This window comes from Amycolatopsis tolypomycina, assembly GCF_900105945.1.
Taxonomy (GTDB): domain Bacteria; phylum Actinomycetota; class Actinomycetes; order Mycobacteriales; family Pseudonocardiaceae; genus Amycolatopsis; species Amycolatopsis tolypomycina.
In genome coordinates this window covers 3,807,734-3,829,452 of the sequence record NZ_FNSO01000004.1, presented here as the reverse complement: position 1 = coordinate 3,829,452, position 21,719 = coordinate 3,807,734, and the positions used below count along the sequence as shown (strand labels likewise).

21 protein-coding genes are annotated in these 21,719 nt (G+C 71.9%); 19 read left to right on the top strand and 2 right to left on the bottom strand.

What is annotated here, in order from left to right; all coding sequences use genetic code 11:
- Positions 1–41: 41 nt before the first annotated feature.
- Positions 42–758 carry a hypothetical protein gene (locus BLW76_RS27430; protein WP_091312483.1) on the bottom strand — a complete coding sequence of 239 codons (717 nt, stop codon included), beginning with the start codon at positions 756–758 and terminating at the stop codon, positions 42–44.
- Positions 759–848: 90 nt separating this feature from the next.
- Between BLW76_RS27430 and BLW76_RS27425 the strand changes: the two genes are divergently transcribed.
- The 5 genes from BLW76_RS27425 (at position 849) to BLW76_RS27410 (ending at position 3,620) form a co-directional block, all read left to right on the top strand.
- Positions 849–1,055: a hypothetical protein gene (locus tag BLW76_RS27425; protein WP_091312481.1), complete on the top strand. Its 207-nt coding sequence runs from the start codon at positions 849–851 to the stop codon at positions 1,053–1,055.
- Between the two features lie 94 nt (positions 1,056–1,149).
- Positions 1,150–1,500 carry an ArsR/SmtB family transcription factor gene (locus BLW76_RS27420; RefSeq protein ID WP_091312479.1) on the top strand — a complete coding sequence of 117 codons (351 nt, stop codon included), beginning with the start codon at positions 1,150–1,152 and terminating at the stop codon, positions 1,498–1,500.
- Positions 1,501–1,531: 31 nt separating this feature from the next.
- Positions 1,532–1,963 carry a serine hydrolase domain-containing protein gene (locus BLW76_RS49885; RefSeq protein WP_244170335.1) on the top strand — a complete coding sequence of 144 codons (432 nt, stop codon included), beginning with the start codon at positions 1,532–1,534 and terminating at the stop codon, positions 1,961–1,963.
- Positions 1,964–2,076: 113 nt separating this feature from the next.
- Positions 2,077–2,343, top strand: coding sequence for a hypothetical protein (locus BLW76_RS49880; RefSeq protein WP_244170334.1), 267 nt, complete (start codon positions 2,077–2,079; stop codon positions 2,341–2,343).
- Between the two features lie 38 nt (positions 2,344–2,381).
- Entirely contained in the window at positions 2,382–3,620 is a 1,239-nt protein-coding gene (locus BLW76_RS27410) for an FAD-binding protein (protein WP_167384751.1), read from the top strand.
- Between the two features lie 77 nt (positions 3,621–3,697).
- Here BLW76_RS27410 and BLW76_RS27405 read toward each other — a convergent pair whose 3' ends face one another.
- The gene (locus BLW76_RS27405) at positions 3,698–4,681 is read right to left on the bottom strand and encodes a LacI family DNA-binding transcriptional regulator (RefSeq protein WP_091312473.1); all 984 of its coding nucleotides are present in this window, start codon (positions 4,679–4,681) and stop codon (positions 3,698–3,700) included.
- A gap of 295 nt (positions 4,682–4,976) precedes the next feature.
- Between BLW76_RS27405 and BLW76_RS27400 the strand changes: the two genes are divergently transcribed.
- The 14 genes from BLW76_RS27400 to BLW76_RS27330 all read left to right on the top strand — a co-directional run bounded on the left by BLW76_RS27400 (position 4,977) and on the right by BLW76_RS27330 (position 21,719).
- A complete protein-coding gene (locus BLW76_RS27400) occupies positions 4,977–6,173 on the top strand; it encodes a Gfo/Idh/MocA family protein (protein ID WP_091312471.1) in 1,197 nt (398 codons plus the stop codon).
- A 236-nt stretch (positions 6,174–6,409) separates the two neighbouring features.
- Positions 6,410–7,684, top strand: a complete 1,275-nt coding sequence (locus BLW76_RS27395) for an ABC transporter substrate-binding protein (protein WP_244170333.1) — start codon at positions 6,410–6,412, stop codon at positions 7,682–7,684.
- Positions 7,685–7,687: 3 nt separating this feature from the next.
- Positions 7,688–8,662 carry a carbohydrate ABC transporter permease gene (locus BLW76_RS27390; protein WP_091312466.1) on the top strand — a complete coding sequence of 325 codons (975 nt, stop codon included), beginning with the start codon at positions 7,688–7,690 and terminating at the stop codon, positions 8,660–8,662.
- A complete protein-coding gene (locus tag BLW76_RS27385; protein ID WP_091312463.1) occupies positions 8,659–9,504 on the top strand; it encodes a carbohydrate ABC transporter permease in 846 nt (281 codons plus the stop codon). Before BLW76_RS27390 ends, BLW76_RS27385 begins: the two co-directional genes overlap by 4 nt.
- 4 nt (positions 9,505–9,508) lie before the next feature.
- Positions 9,509–10,234 carry a YesL family protein gene (locus tag BLW76_RS49260; protein WP_244170332.1) on the top strand — a complete coding sequence of 242 codons (726 nt, stop codon included), beginning with the start codon at positions 9,509–9,511 and terminating at the stop codon, positions 10,232–10,234.
- Positions 10,231–11,355, top strand: a complete 1,125-nt coding sequence (locus BLW76_RS27370; protein ID WP_091312460.1) for a Gfo/Idh/MocA family protein — start codon at positions 10,231–10,233, stop codon at positions 11,353–11,355. Before BLW76_RS49260 ends, BLW76_RS27370 begins: the two co-directional genes overlap by 4 nt.
- Positions 11,356–11,367: 12 nt before the next feature.
- Entirely contained in the window at positions 11,368–12,588 is a 1,221-nt protein-coding gene (locus tag BLW76_RS27365; RefSeq protein WP_167384750.1) for a Gfo/Idh/MocA family protein, read from the top strand.
- Complete coding sequence (locus tag BLW76_RS27360) at positions 12,585–13,520, top strand: DUF6807 domain-containing protein (protein WP_091312455.1); 936 nt, start codon at positions 12,585–12,587, stop codon at positions 13,518–13,520. Before BLW76_RS27365 ends, BLW76_RS27360 begins: the two co-directional genes overlap by 4 nt.
- Positions 13,521–13,530: 10 nt before the next feature.
- The gene (locus BLW76_RS27355; protein ID WP_091312454.1) at positions 13,531–14,817 is read left to right on the top strand and encodes a pectate lyase family protein; all 1,287 of its coding nucleotides are present in this window, start codon (positions 13,531–13,533) and stop codon (positions 14,815–14,817) included.
- A 212-nt stretch (positions 14,818–15,029) separates the two neighbouring features.
- Positions 15,030–15,800, top strand: coding sequence for a pectate lyase (locus tag BLW76_RS27350; protein ID WP_091312451.1), 771 nt, complete (start codon positions 15,030–15,032; stop codon positions 15,798–15,800).
- Positions 15,801–15,865: 65 nt separating this feature from the next.
- Positions 15,866–16,888: a pectinesterase family protein gene (locus tag BLW76_RS27345; RefSeq protein WP_091312450.1), complete on the top strand. Its 1,023-nt coding sequence runs from the start codon at positions 15,866–15,868 to the stop codon at positions 16,886–16,888.
- A gap of 106 nt (positions 16,889–16,994) precedes the next feature.
- Positions 16,995–17,981, top strand: a complete 987-nt coding sequence (locus BLW76_RS27340) for an arabinan endo-1,5-alpha-L-arabinosidase (RefSeq protein WP_091312447.1) — start codon at positions 16,995–16,997, stop codon at positions 17,979–17,981.
- A gap of 15 nt (positions 17,982–17,996) precedes the next feature.
- Entirely contained in the window at positions 17,997–18,797 is an 801-nt protein-coding gene (locus BLW76_RS27335; protein ID WP_091312445.1) for a family 16 glycosylhydrolase, read from the top strand.
- A gap of 33 nt (positions 18,798–18,830) precedes the next feature.
- Entirely contained in the window at positions 18,831–21,719 is a 2,889-nt protein-coding gene (locus BLW76_RS27330; RefSeq protein WP_091312443.1) for a beta-galactosidase, read from the top strand.

Genomic DNA, 21,719 nt, shown 5'->3' with positions numbered 1-21,719 from the left:
GGCCACCACGCTCGCCGTGGTGGCCTCCGGTGCGTTCCGGGTCAGCTCCGCGCGGCGGCGACCGCGCCGGCCACGCGGGACGCGAGATCCGGGTCCGCCAGCTCGGGCAGCAGCCGGTCGACCGGGGTGAGGCCGGCCAGCGCCCGCGCGCAGGCGGCGTGGACGTCCGGATGCGCCTGCGGATCGCCGGTCCGCGGCCCGCCCTGCAGCAGGCCCGGCAGGGCGAGCAGGGGCGCGACCGGGTCGCCCGGTGCCACCACGGCCGGCCGCGGGCCGGGCTCGTGGCGGCCGGAGAGATCGACCACGACGTCGACGTCCCGCGCGAGCTGGGCCAGCGGGAACGCCGCGGCGTCGGCCGGGTGCCACAGCATGATGTCGGCGGTGCCCGCCGCCAGCAGCACGGGGATCACCAGCGGCAGGGTGGACGGCGCGGCGACGAGGACCCGCGCGTCCGCCGGGGTCCGGCCGCGCCGGGACAACGCGACCTGGACGGCGGCCGTGAGGGCGATCGCGAGGGTGTCCTCGGCGGTGAAGACCGCGAGTTCGCCGGCGAGGGCGAGCTGGGCGGTCCGGGTGGCCACGCGGTCGGCGCCGGTGAGGAACACCGCGTCCGCGTCCAGCGCCCGGACGGCCGCGACCAGCCCGGGCGCGTCGGCGGGCACCGTGCGGGCCACGGCGCGGAGCGGGGTGTGGTCGGTGAGCAGGCGGGCGGCCGCGGCGGCGTGGTCGCCGGCCACCGTGAGGACCAGCTCGGTCACGGAAATCCCTTCTCGGCGGGCCGTGGGGTAACCTGTTCAGCAATTGCGAACATTAGCAAGTCTGGGATTGTGGCAGGAGGGCGGCCGGTCGTGAACGAGTTCGAGCTGAACCTGCGGCGCCGCGTGGGCGTCGTCTACCGCGAGCTCGCGGCGGCGCGGGCGGACGGCGAGGACTACGCCGGCGAACTGCACGCCGCGCGGCTGGAGGAGCTGTACGACCTCGCCCGCCGGCACGGCATCGACGTGGCTGCGCCGGTCGACGTGGATGCGGCGATCCCGCGGCAGGATCGGTCCTGACCGGCGCCGGGGGAGTGCCCCGCGCGGCCGCGCCGGCGGCACGGCAGGATCGGGGCATGCGCACCATCGGACGGCGTGGCGGGGAGGGCTCCCCGTGAGCAGGCCGCTCTACCAGGTCAAGGCCGAGTTCTTCAAGACGCTCGGGCACCCGGCCCGGATCCGGATCCTGGAGCTGCTCAGCGAGCGCGAGCACGCGGTGTCGGAACTGCTGCCGGAGGTCGGGATCGAGCCGGCGAACATGTCGCAGCACCTCGCCGTGCTGCGCCGGGCCGGGCTGGTGACCACCCGCAAGGCGGGGTCGGCCGTCCACTACTCGCTGACCAGCACCGACGTCGCCGAGCTGCTCGCGGTGGCCAGGAAGATCCTGACCGAGGTGCTCAGCGGCCAGGTCGAGCTGCTCGGCGACCTCCGGACGGCGGCGGTGGCCGCCCGCCGGGAGGAGTGACCCAGGGTCGGGAACGACCCTGGGGAGGAGCATGGACCTGCGCGAGACCCTGCACCGCCACGTCGACGACGGCACGCTGCCCGGCGCGGTGGCGATCGTGGACACCGGCGGCCGGCGGGAGGTCGTGGCCGTCGGCTCGGTCGACGCCGAGGGCAGCCGCCCGATGGCCGAGGACACGCTGTTCCGCTTCGCGTCGATAACCAAGCCGATCACCGCTGCCGCGCTGCTGGTGCTGGTGGACGACGGCCGGCTCGCCCTCGACGACCCGATCGGCCGCCGGCTGCCCGAGCTGGCCGAGCCGAAGGTGGTGCGCACCCCGGCGAGCGCGCTCGACGACGTCGTCCCGGCCAAGCGGCCGATCACAGGTGTCGTACAGCCAGGATTCACCAGGGTGGCAGAGCAGCGGTACGTCTCCCGGCCGTCGCCCTGCACGGGGACAGCGCCTGCATCGCCGGGAGCGTGAAGTGGCCGAGCCAGGCCGGGCCACCGCGTTCTCCAAGAAGACCGCCGACGGGCTGGTGCTCGCCGATCCGCCGGACGGCCAGCGGCGCACGATGCCGGCGTTGCCGCTGGGCAATGGCGGCCTCGCCGGGACGGCGGGGGACTGGGCTCGGCGCGCTGTTCCTCGAGGGCCAGGGCTGGGGGATGGGCGGCTCGGTGGACATCGCCGTCACCGAGCCGTGGCACGTGCCGGGCCGGTACGGGTGGGTCGGCGGCACCGGCACCACCGCGCACGTCGTGCCTGCCACCGGCACGGTCGCCGTCCTGCTGACCCAGGTCGGCGAGGACAACCCCGTGCCGCAGAGCCGGCTGCGGGACTTCTGGCGCGCGGCGGCCGCGTAGGGTCGGCAGTGGATCTCTACTGCGGAAGGACACAGCGGGTGGGCGAGTCGAACTGGGCCGGGAACCTCACCTACGGCGCGGACGCGGTGACGACGCCGCGGACCGTCGGCGAGGTGCAGGAAGCCGTCGCGGCCGCGACGCACGTCAAGGCCCTCGGCAGCCGGCACTGCTTCAACACGATCGCGGACTCCCCGGGCGGGCTGCTGCTCGACCTGCGCGCCCTCGACGTGCCCGTCGAGATCGGCGACGGCACGGTGACCGTCGGCGGGTCGGCCCGCTACGGCGACTTCGCGCGGCAACTGCACAACGCGGGCTTCGCGCTGCCGAATCTGGCGTCGCTGCCCCACATCACGGTGGCGGGCAGCGTCGCGACCGGCACCCACGGTTCCGGGCGGCGGCAGCCGGGGCTGGCCGCGGCCGTCTCCGGGATCGAGCTGGTCACCGCCGACGGCGAGCTGCGGACCTTCACCCGCGCCGACACGGAATTCGCGGGCCTGGTCGTCGGGCTCGGCGCGTTCGGCGTCGTCACCCGGCTGACCCTCGACGTCGTTCCGGCGTTCGACGTCCGCCAGGACGTGTTCGACGATTTGCCGTGGGCAGCCGCCCAGGACCATTTCGACGAAATCGAAGACGCCGGCTACAGCGTCAGCATGTTCACGAACTGGGCGAACGACAAGATCGACCAGGTGTGGCTCAAGAGCCGTGTCGACGATTTCACGCACCGCGCCGGGCTTTTCGGCGCCGTGCCGGCGGACGGCCCCCGCCACCCGGCGCACGCGGCGGGCATCCCGGCGGACAACTGCACGCGCCAGCTTGGGGTGCCGGGCCCGTGGCACGAGCGGCTCCCGCACTTCGCGCTGGCGTTCACCCCGAGCGTCGGGGACGAGCTGCAGTCGGAGTACTTCGTGCCGTACCGCGACGCCGCCGCGGCGATCCGGGCGGTCCGCGAGCTCGGCGACCGGGTGGCCCCGCTGCTGCTGGTCTCGGAGATCCGGGCCATCGCGGGCGACGACCTGTGGCTCAGCCCCTGTCACGGCGGCGACCGGGTGGCCCTGCACTTCACGTGGCAGCCGCGGCAGGCCGACGTCGAGGCACTGCTGCCGGTGCTCGAGGAGCGCCTGGCGCCGTTCGGGGCGCGGCCGCACTGGGGCAAGCTGTTCCACGGCGTCCCGGCGGGCTACCCGAAGCTGGCCGAGTTCCGGGCGCTGGCCGAGCGGCTCGACCCGGACGGCAAGTTCCGCAACCCCTTCCTGCACCGCAACGTCTTCGGGAGCTGACCCACCGATGTCATGAAAGAGTCGTTCATGACATCGGACGTCATGAACGACTCTTTCATGACGTCCGGAGCGGGCCGTCAGCGCGCCGGCGGGGCCGTCGTGGCGCGGACGATCAGGTGCGTGTCCAGCACCTGCGTCGTGTGCTCGTCGGCCTCGCCGTCCAGCAGGCCCAGCAGGATCGTCACCGCCGCGCGGCCCGCGGCCTCCGTCGGCATCGCGATCGTCGTCAGCGGGGGCGCCGAGATCGCCGCGAACACCAGGTCGTCGAAGCCGACCAGGCTGATCTCGTCCGGCACCGGCACCCCCCGCGCGTTCAGGCGGGCCAGCGCGCCGAAGGCGACCAGGTCGTTGTAGGCGACGATCGCCGTCACGTCCGCGGCCAGTGCCAGGTCCGCGCCCTGCAGGCCGCCTTCGAACACCGGGGGGAACGGGCCGAACTCGACGACTTCCGTGCCGTGCTTCCGCGCGGTCTCCGCCAGGCCCAGCTTGCGGGCGTGGTTCGCCCACGACGCCCGCGGCCCGCCCAGGTAGGCGCAGCGGCGGTGGCCCAGCGCCGCCAGGTGCTCGATCGCCTGGCGCATCCCGTCGGCGGCGTCCATCACGATCGACGGGATCCCGGCCACCTCCCGGTTGAGCAGCACCAGCGTCGTCTGCCCGGCGAGCGCGCGCAGCTGGTCGTCGGTCATGCTCGGGCTGCACAGCACGACGCCGTCGACCTGCTTGGCCATCCGGCGGACGAGGTTCTGCTCGGTCGCCGGGTCCTCGTCGCTGTTGGCGAACAGCACCGCGATGTCGTCCTGCCGGGCACGGGCCTGGACGCCGTTGAGCACGCCGGTGAAGAACGGGTTGCCCAGGTCCGAGACCACGATCCCGATGTGCCCGGTGCGGACCGCCGGCCCCGGCTGCGGCGCGCCTGCCGCGTGGTAGCCCAGCTCGTGCGCCGCGGCCAGCACCCGGGTGCGGGTCTGCTGCCGGACCAGGTCCGGGGAGGTGAACGCCCGCGAGACGGTCGAGATCGACACGTTGGCCCGGCGGGCGACGTCGTGAATCGTCACGGTCACGGCTACTCCTCGGCAGGCTCCCCGGCAACATCATGGAAACTCCCCGACCGCGTTGTCAACAAATCCTGCAAACCGGCAGTCAGGACTTGCAACGGGAAGTGGTCTATTCCAGTAAGCGCTATCTCGAAACGGCCGCCGCCGTTCGGAGTATCGTCGCATCGACGATTTCGACCGGACTGTCCTGATCATTGACACGTTTGTCGCGCGCCCCCTACGGTGGCGACCGGAGTTTCTCCCGAAAGCCCATTCGTCGCCTCCCGCGCGGGCACCCAGCGGTCCCGCCGATCGGAGATCCATGTCGGGGAGCCGGAGCCGCACCGTCGCGGACCCGCCGAGGCTGGCGGTCGTCGGCACGTCCGGCTACGCCTTCAGCTACCTGCACCGCGCGCGGATCCTGCACGACGAAGGCCTGGTCCGGTTCGCGGGCATGGCCGACATCCGGCCGCCCTCGGCCGCCGCCGGCGCGCTGCTGCCACCCGGAGGCACCGCGCACGCGGGCGTCGAAGACCTGCTCCGCCGCTGCCGGCCCGACATCACCGTGGTCGCGACGCCGCCGCACGCGCACGTCCAGACCGCCGCCTCGGTGCTGCGGGCGGGCAGTGACCTGCTGCTGGAGACCCCGCCGGTGCTCGACCTCGCCGGGTTCACCACGCTGGCGCGGCTGGCCGCGGAGACCGGAGCGGCCTGCCAGACCGGGTTCCAGAGCTTCGGTTCCCCGGTGCTGCCCGTCCTCCGCGCGGCGATCGCCGCCGGCAGGCTCGGCACCGTGGCCGGCGTCGGCGCGGCCGGCGCGTGGATCCGGACCGACGCCTACTACCGCCGCAACCCGTGGGCCGGCCGCCGCTGGCTCGACGGCGAGGCCGTCGTCGACGGCGCACTGACCAACCCGTTCTCCCACGCCGTGGCCACGGCCCTGCTGGTCGGCGGGGTCGCCGAGCGCGACCCGGCGGAGATCGCCCTCGAGCTCTACGGCACCCGCGACATCGAGGCCGACGACACCGCGTGCCTGCGGATCCGGTTCGGCGACGGGCCCGAGATCGTCGTCGCCGCCTCGCTGTGCGCCGAACAGGACCACGAGCCCTACGTCGTGGTGCACGGCGAGCGGGCGCGGGCGAAGTTCTGGTACAAGAGCCACCGCCTCGAGATCGACGACGAGCGGTTCCACCTCGGCGAACCGGCCGACCTGCTGCGCAACCTGATCGCCCATCACCTCGACCCGGACGGCGTGCCGCTGCTGGCGCCGCTGTCGGGAACCCGGGCGTTCGCCTCGGTCGTCGAGGCGGTGCGGGACGCGCCGGAGCCGTCGCGGATCCCGGCGGGCTGGATCCGCACGGTCGGCGAAGGGGCGAGCCGGCACCCGGTGGTGCGCGGGATCGGCGAAGAGGTCGCCGTCGCCGCGGACCGGCTGGCGTTGTTCTCCGAAATCGGCGTCCCGTGGGCCAGTGCCGCGCGACGGCGGCCGGGCGGCCCGGCCGCCGAACGCACCGGCTGAGGCGAGCCGGTGCTCCTCGCGCTGACGGCCGGCTCGTCGACCCGGATCCGGTAAGCGCTTTCTCAGGCTGCCCTCGTTCAGCCCGCTGAATGCCAAAACCGTTGCTGCACAAGGGCTATTCTTCCGAATTGGTCGTTGACACCGGCGCGGCGCACTGCCTACCGTGAGCGCGCTGACAGCGTTTTCAGAAAAGTGCTGACCGGCTGAGGACGGAGAGTTCGATGGGGCGGACAACTGTGCGTGGAACCAGACGGGGTGTCGTCGCGCTGGCCGTGGTGGTCCCGTTGCTGCTGACCGGGGTGGCCGCCTGCGGCTCGGACTCCGGCAGCGGCGGCGACGTGACCATCAACTTCGTGTGGTGGGGCAGCGAAGGGCGGGCGAACCTCACGAAGAAGGCCGTCGAGCTCTTCCAGCAGAAGAACCCGCGCATCAAGGTGCAGACGTCGTTCTCGGCGTACGCGGCCTACTGGGAGAAGCTGGCGACGCAGACGGCCGGGGGCAAGCCGCCGGACGTGCTCAACGTCGACAGCCGCTACCTGGCCGAATACGGCGGCCGCAACGTCCTGGCCGACCTGAACTCCGGCGCCGGCAAGGCGATCTCGCTCGCCGACGTCAACCCGGAGCTGGCGGCCACCGGCGTCTACCAGGGCAAGCGGTACGCCGTGCCGTGGGCGCAGAACACCCCGGCGATGATCTACGACCCCGCCGCGTTCACCGCGGCCGGCGCAGACCCGGCGAAGGGGCTGACCTGGGACCAGTACGCCGAGGCGGCGCAGAAGGTCGGCGCGGCGGGCTCGGTGCGCGGGGTGACCGACTTCGGCATCCTCGACACGACGCTGGAGATCTGGCTGCGCCAGCAGGGCAAGCAGTTCTACACGCCCGAGGGCAAGCTCGGCTTCACCGGCGACGACCTGCGCCGCTACTGGGAGCTGGCGAGCAAGTTCCGCGACACGAAGGCCGCCTCGGCCCCCGACGTCACGGCGTCGTACAACACCTCGCCCGAGCAGTCCCCGCTGGGCAAGAAGCTGACCAGCTCGGAGTTCGCCTACGACAACCTGCTGCCGGCGTACCAGAAGGCGAACGGCAAGCCCCTGAACGTGGCGCCGTACCCGAGCGGCGCGAACGGCGACACCGGCCAGTACCGGCGGCCGTCGATGTTCCTGGCCGTGTCCGCGCGCAGCCAGCAGCAGGAGGCGGCGGCGAAGCTCGTCGACTTCCTGGTCAACGACCCCGAGGTCGGCAAGATCGTCGGCACCGACCGCGGCCTCGCCCCGAACCTCAAGATCCGCGCGCAGCTGGCGGCCGACGCCAAGGGCAACGACAAGACCCTCTACGACTACGAAGCCGCGCTCGAGCCGAAGCTCGGGGCCGCGCCGCCGGTGCCGCCGAAGGGCGCGGGCGCGATCCAGAAGCTGCTCCAGCGCACGTACGAAGAGGTCGCGTTCGGCCGGATGAGCATCGGTGACGCGGTCAACCGGTTCATGACCGAAGCCCAGAAGGGACTGTCCTAGCCGATGACGACCCTGCGCACGCCGGACCCGCCGGTCGCCCCCGCGGCGGCCGCGCGCGTCCGGCGCCGGGACCGCCCGGCCGGGCGCCGCCGCAAGAGCCAGCCGGAGGCGTTCGCCTTCCTCGCCCCGTGGCTGCTCGGCGCGATCGCGCTGACCGTCGGCCCGATGGTGGTCTCGCTGTACCTGTCGTTCACCGACTACGACATGTTCACGGCGCCGGAGTGGGTCGGCTTCGGCAACTTCACGCACATGTTCACCGAGGACGACCGTTACCTGCAGTCGGTGACGGTCACGCTGATCTACGTGTGCGTGTCGGTGCCGTTGAAGCTGTCGGTGTCACTGCTGGTGGCGATGCTGCTCAACACCCGCCGCGGCGCAGGAGGCTTCTACCGGGCGGCGTTCTACGCGCCTTCGCTGCTGGGCGCGAGCGTCGCGGCGGCGCTGGTGTGGCGGGCGCTGTTCATGGGCGGCGGCCCGGTCAACGAGGTCCTCGCGTTCTTCGGCTGGCACACCCCGAGCTGGGTCGACGACCCGCAGTTCAGCCTGGCCTCGATCGTGCTGCTGGGCGTGTGGCAGTTCGGCGCGCCGATGGTGATCTTCCTGGCCGGGCTCAAGCAGATCCCGGCCGAGCTGCACGAGGCGGCCGCGATCGACGGTGCCGGCGCGTTCCGCCGGTTCCGGCACATCACGCTGCCCATGCTCTCGCCGGTGATCTTCTTCAACCTGGTGATGGAGGCGATCCACGCGTTCCAGGCCTTCACCCCGGCGTTCGTCATCGGCGGCGGCCGCGGCGGCCCGGCCGACGCGGACCTGTTCTACACCCTCTACCTGTTCGAGGTCGGCTTCCAGGACTTCCGGATGGGCTACGCGTCGGCGATGGCGTGGGTGCTGCTGGTGGTCATCGCGATCGTGACGGCCATCGTGTTCCGCACCGCGAAGCTGTGGGTGTTCTACGACGATGCGGAGGACCGGAAGTGACCGTGCTCCCGCGCAGCGCCCGCTCGTTCGGCTGGCACCTGCTGTGCCTGCTCATCGTCGCCGTGGTGCTGTACCCGCTGGTGTGGCTGGCGTTCGCGTCGGTCAAGCCCCCGGACGAGATCCTCTCGCGGCTGGCGCTGCTGCCGACGAGGTTCGTCTTCGACGGCTACACGAAGGGCTGGGAGGGCGCGGCGGGGGTCGGGTTCGGCCGCTTCTTCCTGAACTCGTTCCTGGTGGCCGGCCTGTCGGTGGCGGCGAACGTGCTGTCGTGTTCCCTGGCGGCGTTCGCCTTCGCCCGGTTGAAGTTCCGGTTCCGGGGCGCGCTGTTCGCGTTCATGATCACGACGTTGATGCTGCCCTACCACGTCACGCTGATCCCGCAGTACGTGATCTTCCAGCAGGCCGGCCTGGTCAACACCTTCGTCCCGCTGATCCTGCCGAAGCTGCTGGCGACAGAGGCGTTCTTCGTGTTCTTGATCGTCCAGTTCATGCGGGGCATCCCGCGCGAGCTGGACGAGGCGGCGATCATCGACGGCTGTTCGGTGTACCGCACGTTCTGGCACGTGGTGCTGCCCCTGTCGAAACCGGCGCTGGTGACGACGTCGATCTTCACGTTCATCTGGACGTGGAACGACTTCTTCACGCAGATGGTGTACCTGAACGACACGGAGAAGTTCACCGTCCCGCTGGGGCTGCGGCTGTTCGTGGACACCAGCAGCGAGTCGAACTTCGGCGCGATGTTCGCGATGTCGGCGCTCGCGCTGGTCCCGATCGTGCTGTTCTTCCTCGCCTTCCAGCGCCTGCTGGTCGAAGGCGTCAGCACCAGCGGCCTGAAGGGGTGAACGGATGAGAACCCAGTGGCGCACCGGGCTCGGTGACTTTTCGGACTGCCTGCTGGCGGGGCTGCTGGTCGCGCTCGCCTCGGTCCCGGTGGTGACGGCACCCGCGGCGTTCGTCGCGGGCTGCCGGGTCGTGGACCGCTCCCGGCGTGACATCGGGAGTCCACTGTGGACCACGTTCTGGACGGACTTCCGCTCGGCGGCCCGGGGTGGGGCGGCGTTCGCGCTGGGCTGCCTGGCGGCGGTGGTGCTGTTCGCGGTGGACCTGGAGGTGGTGGCGGCCATGCCGGGGGCGGGCGTGCTGCGGCCGGCGCTGTGGGTGCTGGCGGTGGCGGGGGTGGTGGTCGCGGTGCGGACCTGCGAGCTGGTGGCCGGCGGCGGCACGGCGGCCGGGCGATGGCCGGACGGCGGCTCGCGCACCCCGGCCGGCCCAGCCTGGGGCCAGGTCGCCGGGGAGGCAGCGCGGGAAACGGCCGTGGCGACTGGCGGCCCGGCGGAGAGCGGCGCGGCCGGGCGATGGCCGGATGGCGGCTCGCGCACCCCGGCCGGCCCGGCTTGGCGCCCGGCCTTCGTCACCGCCGCGCGGGAAACCGCCGCCGACCCCAAGGACGCCCTTCTCCTCGCCGCCGCCTTGGGCATCAGCGTCCTGCTCGTCTGGATGCTGCCGATCCTCGCCCTCGTCGTGGCCGGGCCGCTCGCCCTGGCCGCCGTCGCCACCGGTGGCCGCCGATGAGGCCGGGCGTCGTCGTCTTCGGCATGGCCGGGTATGCCGGTCAGCACCTGCGTCGGGCCCGTGCCCTGCACGACCGCGGCGAAATCCTCCTCGCCGGGGCCTGCGACATCCGCGAGCCACCGGAGGACGCCCGCGCGCTCCTGCCCGAAGGCGCCGCGATCACCCGGGACGCGGCCGAACTGCTCGCCCGCACCACCCCGGACGTCGCCGTGGTGGCCACCCCGCCGCACACCCACCTCCCGCTGGCGAAGCTCGCGCTCGCCGCCGGGTGTCACCTGCTCGTCGAGAAACCACCCGTCCTCGACCTCGCGGCCTTCGCCGAACTCACCGAGCTGGCCCGCGGCCGTGCCTGCCAGACCGGCTTCCAGAGCTTCGGCTCCGCCGCCATCCCCCTGGTCCGCAGAGCCATCGCGAACGGCGAGATCGGCACGGTCACCGGGATCGCCGCCGCCGGGGCCTGGATCCGGCGGGACCGGTACTTCGCCCGGGCCGCGTGGGCGGGCCGTCGCCGGGTCGGCGGGCAGCCGGTCGTGGACGGCGCCCTCACCAACCCCTTCGCCCACGCCGTCGCGACCGCCCTGCTGGTCAACGGCACCGCCGAGGACCTGCCGGAGCGGACCGCCGTCGAGCTGTACCGGGCGCGGGACATCGAGTCCGACGACACCGCCTGCGCCCGGCTGAGCTTCGCCGGAGCGCCGGACGTGGTCGTCGCGGCCACCCTCGACGCCGAGGCCGACCACGACCCGTACGTGCTCGTCCACGGCACGAACGGCCGGATCCGCTGGCACTACAAGACCGACCTGCTCACGGTCGACGGCGAACAACGCCAGGCCGCCCCGCCGCGCGACCTGCTGGCCAACCTCGTCGCGTACCTGCGCGACGGCGAGCCGCTGCTGGCCCCGCTGGCCGCCACCCGCGCCTTCACCGCGCTGGTGGAAGCCGTCCGCGACGCGCCCGAACCCCTGCCGCTGCCCACCGAATGGGTCCAGGCCGTGGACAGCGGGCCCGACCGGCACTTCGTCGTGCCGGGTATCGACCGGGACGTCGACACCGCGGCCGAGCGGCTCGCGCTCTTCTCCGAACTCGCCCTGCCCTGGACCGGCGCCGCCACGCGCGCCTGAACGAGAGAGGTGATGGCGGTGCGTCGCCACGCGATCGTCGGCCTGGGCTCCCGCGCCCAGCTGTTCGCCCAGGCCCTGGCCGCCTCGCCGCGGGCGGAGCTCGCGGCCTTCTGCGACCACAACGAAACCCGCATGCGGGTGCACAACGACTGGCTCGGCACCGAAATCCCCGGCTACCGGCCGGCGGACTTCACCGCGATGCTGGCGAAAGAACGCATCGACGTCGTCGTCGTGTGCACCCCGGACCACACGCACGCGGACTACGTCGTCGCCGCGCTGGAGGCCGGCTGCGACGTCGTCACCGAAAAGCCCATGACGACCGACGTCGAGGGCGCGCGGCGGATCCTCACCGCCCGGCGCGAGACCGGCCGCTCGGTGCGGGTCGCCTTCAACTACCGCTACAACCCGGTGCACCGCCGGGTGCGGGAGCTCCTGGCCGGCGGCGCGATCGGGGAGGTCGGCTCGGTCGAGTTCAGCTGGCTGCTCGACACCGCGCACGGCGCCGACTACTTCCGCCGCTGGCACCGCGACAAGGCCAACTCCGGCGGCCTGCTCGTGCACAAGTCCGGCCACCACTTCGACCTCGTCAACTGGTGGCTCGGCCGCGGCCCCGAGACGGTGTTCGCCCTCGGCCGGCTGTTCTTCTACGGCGACAAGACCGGCAAGGCCGCCGACCGGTTCGCGCTGGACCTCGAGGCCTCACCCAAGCTGCGCGCGCTCTACGGTGACGCCGGGCGGGAAGACGGTTACGTCCGCAACCAGGACGTGTTCGCCCCCGGCGTCACCATCGAAGACGACCTGTCGGTGCTCGTGCGCCACGAAGGCGGCGCGGTGCTGAACTACCACCTCCACGCGTATTCGCCGCGGGAGGGCTACCGCGTCGCGTTCTCCGGCTCCGAAGGGCGCCTGGAGCTGGATGTCCGGGAGAACGAGTACGCCGCCGGGGCCGAACCGGTGCCGAAGCGGGCGAGTGCCCGGCTGACCGTGCAACGGCTATGGGCACCGCCGGAAACCGTGTTCGACGGACAGCTCGGCGACGGCCACGGCGGCGGCGACGAGCGCATGCTCGCCGAACTGCTCGGCGACGCCGAACCGGACGCGCTCGGCTGCGCGGCCGACCACGACGCCGGCCTGCAGGCGCTGCTCACCGGGCTGGCCGCGAACCGGTCCCTCGACACCGGACGGCCGGTGTCCGTCGAGGAACTGCTGGGGGAGATCGGGGAGCCGGCGTGAGCCGCGCGGCGGTGGGCACGCCGGAGGTGACCGAGGAGGACGACGGCCGGGTGTGCGTGCGCCTCGGCGACGTCGTCCTGGCCGAGTACGTCGTCGAGCCGCCGACCCCGGCCGGGGACTCACCGAAGCCGTACCTGCACCCGCTGCGCACCACCGCCGGCGAGGTCGTGACCGCGGTCCGCCCGCACGACCACACCTGGCACAACGGCCTGCAGTTCACCATGGCCCACCTCTCCGGCGAGAACTTCTGGGGCGGCCGCACCTACGTCCGCGGCCGCGGCTACACCCCGCTCGACAACAACGGCACGATCGGCCACGTCCGCTGGGAGAGCATCGACGACGCCGGCGGGCACTGCGAGCTGCGGCACGAGCTGGTCTGGCGCACCGCGGCCGGACGGCGCTGGCTCACCGAGCACCGCACGCTGCACTTCGGCGACGTCTCACCGCGCGGCGGGCACTGGACGCTCACCTGGTCCAGCCGGCTGCGCAACACCAGCGGCCACGAGCTGCGCTGGGGGAGCCCGGTCACCGAAGGACGGGACACCGCGGGCTACGGCGGCCTGTTCTGGCGCGGGCCGCGTTCGTTCGTGGGCGGCACGGTCCGGACGTCGGACGGGAAGTCCGCGGCGGACGCGATGGGGCACCGGGCGCCGTGGCTCGCCTTCACCGGGCAGCACGACGAAAGCCTGCGGAGCTCGACGCTGTTGTTCGCCGACAGCCCGGAGAACGCGGCCCACCCGACGGCCTGGTACGTCCGCAACGAGCCGTTCCCCGTGGTCAGCTTCGCCGCGACCTACCACCGGCCGTGGCTGCTCGAACCGGGCGAGGAGCTGACCCTGACCCACCACGTCGTCGTCATCGACGGCGCCCCGGACGCCGCCGGCCTCGCCCGGCACGCGGCCCGGGTGCTCAGGAGACAGGACACCGACTAGAGGAGCCGACATGCGCTGGAAGGCTTGGGCGGGGACCGTGGCCCTGCTCGGAGTGACGCTCGCCGCACCACCCGCCCAAGCCCACGGACGAGACCCCGGCCGGGTCGTCCTCGGCGCCCACGACGGCTGGGCCGCGGCGACCACCGGGACCACCGGCGGCGCGGCCGCCACCCGCGACAACATCCGCACGGTGACCAAGCGCTCCGAACTGGCCGCCGCGCTCGCGGCGAACCCGGGCGCACCGAAGATCGTCTACGTCCGCGGCACCGTCGAGGGCAACGTGGACGCCGCCGACCGGCCCGTGAGCTGTGAAAGTTTCGCCGATCCCGCCTACAGCCTCCCGGCGTACCTGGCGGCGTACGACCCGGCGACCTGGGGGAGAGTGCCGCCCTCGGGACCGCTGGAGGAAGCCCGCGAACGGTCGCAGGCCAACCAGGCCGGGCAGGTCGTGCTCGACGTCGGCCCGAACACCACGATCGTCGGGCTCGGCCGTGACGCCACGCTGCACGGGCTGACCCTGCGCGTCACCGGCGACAACGTGATCCTGCGCAACCTGCACTTCTCCGACGCCCACGACTGCTTCCCGCAGTGGGATCCCCTCGACACCGCCGACGGCAACTGGAACTCCGAGTACGACAACCTCGACCTGGTCGGCGCGACCCACGTCTGGGTGGACCACAACGAGTTCAGCGACGGCGGCAACGACCAGCAGCCGACGTACTTCGGCCGCAAGTACGAGGTCCACGACGGCCTGTTCGACATCGTGAACGGCTCCGACCTGGTCACGGCGTCCTACAACCGGCTGCACGACCACGACAAGACCATGCTGATCGGCAACACCGACAAGCCCACCCACGACGTCGGCAAGCTGCGGGTCACCCTGCACCACAACCTGTTCTCCGAGATCGGCCAGCGCGCGCCGCGGGTGCGGTACGGCCAGGTGCACGTGTACGACAACCTCTACGTGGTCAAGGATCCGGCCGCCTACACGTATTCGCTCGGCGTCGGCGTCGAGTCCCGGATCTACGCCGAGAACAACTTCTTCCGCATCCCGGCCGCGTTGCCGTTGGGCCAGTTGGTGCACTACTGGAAGGGCACCGTGCTGCACGCGACCGGGACGCTGGTGTCGCAGGGCAACCAGTGGCCGCGTCCAGTTGACCTGCTGGCCGAATACAACGCGGCCAACGACCCGGATCTGGGCGCGGACGTCGGCTGGACGCCTGCCTTTGTCGAACGTCTCGACCCTGCGTGGGCGGTCCCCGCGCTGGTGCTCGCCGGTGCCGGCACCGGTCGCTGAAACCTTCGACAGTTTCGGCGTTTTCTGAAAACGCACGCCGGTGGCGACCATCCGGGCGACATGCGTGCCGCTGCGGCGAACGACATTGACACACTCCAGCCCGCAACCCGAAACTCGGGGGCGAGAAAGCGCTTTCACAACCCGGTCGGACGTTTTCCATCAGCGCCGATTGAACGCACGAGACCAGGGAGTGATGAATGGTTCCCCCCAAGATGTCCCGGATCATCCGGGTAGTGGCGGTCGCCGCGCTCGCCGTTTCGGCGGCGGTCGGCACCGGCGCCACCGCGTCGGCCGCGTCGTGGCCGACGCCGAGCGGCAGCGTGCCGGTGGGCGCGACGATCAAGGTCACCAGCGGCACCTACGACGGCGGGCTCAAGCGGTTCTACGGCACCGGCGACCTCGGTTCCGGCGGCCAGGACGAGGGCCAGAGCCCGCTGTTCCAGCTCGCCAACGGCACCACCCTGAAGAACGTCGTCCTGGGCAGCCCCGCCGCCGACGGCGTGCACTGCCTCGGCACCTGCACGCTGCTCAACGTCTGGTGGGAGGACGTCGGCGAGGACGCCGCGACCTTCAAGGGCACCTCCGCCTCCCAGACGATGACCATCGACGGCGGCGGCGCGCGCAAGGCCTCGGACAAGGTCTTCCAGCACAACGGCCCCGGCACCATGTACATCCGCAACTTCCAGGTCAACGACTTCGGCAAGCTGTACCGCTCCTGCGGCAACTGCAAGACGCAGTACAAGCGCAACGTCGTCGTGGACAACGTCACCGCGACCGTGCCCGGCAAGACGCTCGTCGGCATCAACACCAACTACGGTGACACCGCGAAGCTGACCCGGATCACCATCGTCGGGGATTCGAGCCGCAAGATCGTGCCCTGCGAGAAGTACAAGGGCGTCACCAGCGGCGAGCCGACGAAGATCGGCACCGGCCCGGACTCGACGAACTGCCTCTACACCGCGGCCAACATCACCTACAAGTAACCGACCCGCGCCGGGGGTGGTGGCCGCCGTCCGCCATCCCCGGCGCGTTCCACCGTGGAGGCGTCATGTTGAAGACCCTGCTCGTCGCGTCGGTGCTCGCCGGTGCGTCGCTCGCCGCTCCGCCGGCCGGCGCGGCGGCGGCGAACGTCGTCGTGGCCAAGGACGGATCCGGGAACTACACCACCGTGCAGGCCGGGATCAACGCGGTTTCGGCGGGCGGCACGCTCTCGATCAAGCCCGGGACCTACCGCGAGGTCGTCTCGGTGCCCTCGGGCAAGACCGGGATCACGATGCGCGGCACCACCGGGAAGGCCGCGGACGTCGTCATCGACTACGACAACGCCAGCGGGACCAAGAAAACGGACGGCTCGACGTACGGGACGTCCGGCAGCGCGACCGCGACGATCGCCGCGAACGGCTTCACCGCCACCGCGCTGACCTTCCGCAACTCCTTCGACCGGAACGCCCACCCGGAGATCAAGGACACCCAGGCGGTCGCGGTCAAGACCACCGGCGACCGGATGGTCTTCGACAACGTCACCTTCCTCGGCCACCAGGACACCCTGTACGCCGACACCGCGGCCGTCGGCACGATCGGCCGGCAGTACTACCGCAACTGCGCCATCAGCGGCGACGTCGACTTCCTCTTCGGCCGCGCCACGGCGGTGTTCGACCGGGCGACGATCACCCTGCTCGACCGCGGCTCGAGCAGCAACAACGGCTACCTGACCGCGGCCAGCACCCGGCGGTCCAACCCGTACGGCTTCCTGATCACCGGCAGCAAGGTGCTCAGCTCGGCCGCCAAGGCCAGCTTCCACCTCGGCCGGCCGTGGCACCCGGGCGGCGACGTCGACGCCATCGCCCAGGTGCTGATCCGCGAGACGGCCCTGCCGGCGGCGGTCAAGCCGGCGCCGTGGACCGACATGTCGGGCTTCTCGTGGAAGGACGCGCGGTTCTTCGAATACCGCAACACCGGCGCGGGTGCCGGGACCGGTGCCGACCGGCCGCAGCTGCCCGCCGCCCAGGCCGGCAACTACACGGCGCAGAAGTACCTCGCGGGCAGCGACGGGTGGAACCCCGTGCGCTGACACCGTCGTGAGCGGTTAGGCGGGTCAGAACGCGCCTTACCCACTCACGACCGTCGCGTGTTGACGTTAACAACGTCCAGGATCAGCGTCGAACCGAGGACATCCCATGAGCCTGCGCCGCCTCCCGGTCATCGCCGTCGTCGCGGCCGCGCTGCTCGGCGCGCCCGCCGCGCAAGCCGCGACCTACCCCGACCCCGGGTACGTCACCGGGGACGTCGAGGCCGTGCACGACCCGGCCGTGATCCGCGCGGCGGACGGCAGCTACCTGCTCTACTCCACCGACAGGTACCTGCAGATCCGCCGCTCGACCGACCGGATCCACTTCACGCGGATCGGCTCGGTGTGGCCGAACGGCGCGCCGTGGACCGCGCCGTTCACCGATCCCGGGAAGCCGGAATACCTGTGGGCGCCGGACATCTCGTTCCACAACGGCAGGTACTACCTGTACTACGCCGCTTCCTCGTTCGGCTCGCGCAACTCGGCGATCTTCCTCGCCACCAGCACGACCGGCCTGCCGGGCAGCTGGACCAACCACGGCATCGTCATCCAGACCAGCACGGGCAACGACTACAACGCGATCGACCCGAACCTGTTCGTCGACTCCTCCGGCCGCTGGTGGCTGAGCTTCGGCTCGTGGTGGACCGGCATCAAGATGATCCGGCTCGACCCGGCCACCGGCAAGCGCAGCACCTCCGACACGGCGTTGCGCAGCCTCGCCCAGCGCACCGGCAGCACGACGGCCGAGGAAGCGCCGTTCATCATCCAGCACGGCGGCTACTACTACCTGTTCGTCTCCTGGGACCTGTGCTGCCAGGGCACCAAGAGCACCTACCGCGTGATGGCCGGCCGCTCGACGTCGATCACCGGCCCGTACACCGACCGCAACGGCGTCCGCATGACCGCGGGCGGCGGCACGGAGATCCTGGCGAGCCACGGCGCGGTCCACGGCCCCGGCCACGTCGCCGTTGTCCACGACTCCGACGCCGACGTGCTCGTCTACCACTATTACTACTCCGACGCGACGCCGTTGACGGGCAAGCTCGGCATCAACCTCATCGGCTACGACAGCGCCGGCTGGCCCTACGTGTACTGAACCCGGGAGGCAACGATGCCCCACACCCGCAGGACGATCCTCGCTGCCGGCGCCGCCGGGCTCGCGACCGCCGCGTTCGGCGGCAGAGCCTCGGCGGCAGGCTTCGAAACGGTGCTGGACGGCACGTTCGCGAGCTACAACACGCTGCAGGCCGCGTGGAACTACCGCTACCCGTGGGGCTCGGACCACAACGGCACCGCCCGGATGTACGCCAGCGCGTCCGACCACAGCCAGGTCTACCTGGAGTCCGGCGGAGTGCTGGTCCTGAAGGCCACGCGCATCAGCGGGAACGAGGGGAACAGTGCGAAGGACCCGTACCTGCCGATCCACTACCACTCCGGCGCGATCCACGCCAAGCAGCAGATCACCGTGACCGACCAGTTCCCGCAGTGGGAGGTCCGCGGCGAGTTCCAGGCCCCGTCGGCGCGGGGCACCTGGCCGGCGTTCTGGTTGACCGGCGCCACGAGCTGGCCGCCGGAAAGCGACATCCTCGAGTACAAGGGTGACGCGCGGAACTGGTTCAACACCTACAAGAACGCCAGTGGGGCCTGGTCCAACACGATCGTCGGGGTGAGCAACCCCGGTGGCTGGCACGGCTACCGCGCCTGGATCGCGAAGGTCAACGCGTCCGATGTGGACATCCACTACTACCTCGACGGCAAGTGGGTGGGCCAGCACCGCGGCGCGAACTTCGTCGGGAAGCCGATGTGGCTGATCATCAACCTGCAGATGGAAGGCTCGGCCGGCTCCCCGGGGCCGACGTCGCCGACCTACTACCGCGCCCGCAACGTCTACGTCGGCCGCAACCGCGTATAACGACCTATACCTCTCGTCGCCGAAAGTGAGTCCATGCGCCGGTTCCTGTCGTTCCTGCTCGCTCTGCTCGTCGCGACCGGGCTCTGTGCCGCGCCGGCGTCGGCCGCCGAGGCGGCACCGCCGAAGCACCAGGTCACGTTCGACAAGTACTCGCTCATGCTGGACGGCCGCCGCCAGGTCGTCTGGTCGGGGGAGTTCCACCCGTTCCGGCTGCCGAGCCCGGACCTGTGGCGGGACGTCCTGCAGAAGATGAAGGCGACCGGCTACAACGCCGTCTCGATCTACTTCGACTGGAACTACCACTCGCCGGCGCCCGGGGTGTACGACTTCTCCGGCGTCCGCGACATGGACCGCGTCCTCGACCTGGCCGCCGAGGCCGGGCTGTACGTCATCGCGCGGCCCGGCCCGTACATCAACGCCGAGGTCACCGGCGGCGGCTTCCCGGCCTGGCTGAACACCCAGGCCGGCCGGGCCCGCAGCGACGCCCCCGACTACCTCGCCGCGGCCGACGAGTGGCTCACCGCGATCGACCGGATCATCGCCCGCCACCAGTACACCGACGGCCGCGGCTCGGTGATCCTCTACCAGATCGAGAACGAGCTGGCCGCCACCGGCACCGCGCAGAAGAACTACGTCGCCCACCTCTACGACAAGGTGAAGGCCGACGGGATCACCGTCCCGGTCTTCCACAACGACAAGGGCCGCAACGGCATCTGGGTGCCGCCCGGTTCCGGGGTGCCCGGCACCGTCGAGGGCAAGGTCGACCTTTACGCCTTCGACGGCTACCCCGGCGGCACCTGCCGGACCGACGCGACGCCGGGCAACCCGAACGTGGCGCCGGACTGGGGGACCTACGGGCCGGGCGGGGCCAAGGGCGGCGCGAGCGCGTCGCCGAACACGCCCGGGTTCGTCGCCGAGTTCGGCGGCGGCTGGTTCGACTACTGGGGCAGCAACGGCACCTACCCGTGCACCGCGGTGCGGCAGGGGCCGGGCTACGAGCGGGTCTTCTACGGCACGAACCTGGCGAACGGCCTGACGATCCAGAACTTCTACATGACCTTCGGCGGCACGTCGTGGGGCGGCCTGGCGGCGCCGGTGGTCTACAGCTCCTACGACTACGGCGCGGCGATCGACGAAGGCCGTCAGCTGCGGCCGAAGGTGTTGACCATGAAGGAGATCGGGTCCTTCCTGGCCACCGTGCCGGACCTGGCCAAGCTGGACCGCGGGGCGCCGGTGACGCCGTCGTCGGCCGCGGTGAAGGTCTACCACAACGTCAACCCGGACACCGGCGTGCACTTCTACCTGCCGGTGCACAACCCGTCGAACGCCACCACCGACGACAGCTTCACCTTCCCGCTGTCCACATCGGACGGTGACTACACCGTGCCGCTGCGGCTGAACGGCCAGGACGCCAAGTACCTGGTCGCGAACTTCGACGTCGCCGGCCAGCACCTGGTGTACTCGACGTCGGAGCTGATGGCCCAGGCGGCCGGGACCGTGCTGCTGCACGGACGGCCGGGGGAGGACGGCGAGACGGTGCTGCGGTACGCGACGCAGCCGCGCGTGGACGTCCTCGCCGGCGACGTCACGACGACCTGGTCCGGCAACGACCTGCGGCTGAACTACCGCCACGACGGGCTCGCCCGCGTCCGGATCAGCGGCGGCGGCCGCCCGGCCGTCACGCTGCTGCTCGCCGACGACGCCGCCGCGGACACGTTCTGGCCGGTCGGCGGCCTGCTCGTGCGCGGGCCGGACCTGGTGCGGACCGCCCACGCCGGGTTCGTGCTGACCGGCGACACGAAGGCGCCGAGGGACCTCGAGGTGTGGGGTGCCCGCGGTCCGCTGCTGTGGTGGAACGGCGCGCCGGTGCCGATGCGGCCCACGACGTCGGGCAGCATGGTCGCACTGCGGCCGCTGCCCGGACCGGCCGACCCGCGCCTGCCGGAGCTCACCGGCTGGCGCTCGGCGCCGGGCTCCCCGGAGGCCGAACCGGGGTACGACGACTCGGCGTGGCCTTCGGCGGACCGGACCACTACGAACAGCACCACCCCGCCCCCGGCCGGGCAGCCGGTGCTGACCGCGGACGACTACGGCTTCGGCGTCGGCGACGTCTGGTACCGCGGCCGGTTCACCGGGACGGCGGGGGAGAAGGTCGCCGTCCGCTACGGCGGCGGCGGTGCCGGGGTGCTGCAGGCGTGGCTGGACGGGCAGTACCTCGGGCAGCACGTCCTGCCGTCCGCGCTGGCCGCGCCGCCGACGACCGGCACCGCGGAGTTCACCGTGCCCGAAGGGCTGCGTGGCGACGGCCCGCACGTGCTGTCGGTGATGGTCCGCAACAACGGCCACAACCAGGACGGCGGCGTCAACGACGCGCACAAGGAAGGCCGCGGACTCATCTCGACGTCCCTGACCGGGGTGGCGTGGAAGCTGCAGGGCGGCACGGCCGACCCCGTGCGCGGCCCGTTGAACAGCGGCGGTCTCGCGGGGGAGCGCGCGGGCTGGCACCTGCCGGGCTTCCCGGACCGCGCCTGGGCACCGGCGGCGGTCCCGGCGGCGACGGCCGATCCGGGGACGACGTGGTACCGCACGACGTTCTCGCTGCGGATCCCGCGCGACCAGGACACGTCGGTGGGCCTGACGATCGGCGACCCGGCGAAGCCGCGCTCAGGCGGCCGCTACCGGGTGCTGGTGTACCTCAACGGCTGGAACCTCGGCCAGTACATCGGGGACGTCGGCCCGCAGCACACGTTCGTGCTGCCGACCGGCATCCTCGACCCGCACGGCCGCAACACCCTGGCCCTGGCGGTCACCAGCGACGGCGGCCCGGGCAACGGCCTGGAGAAGGTGGAGTTGACGGACCTGGGCACGGCCCGGGGCGGCGTGCCGGTCCGGCCGGTCTTCTCACCGGGCTGGCGGCGGTGA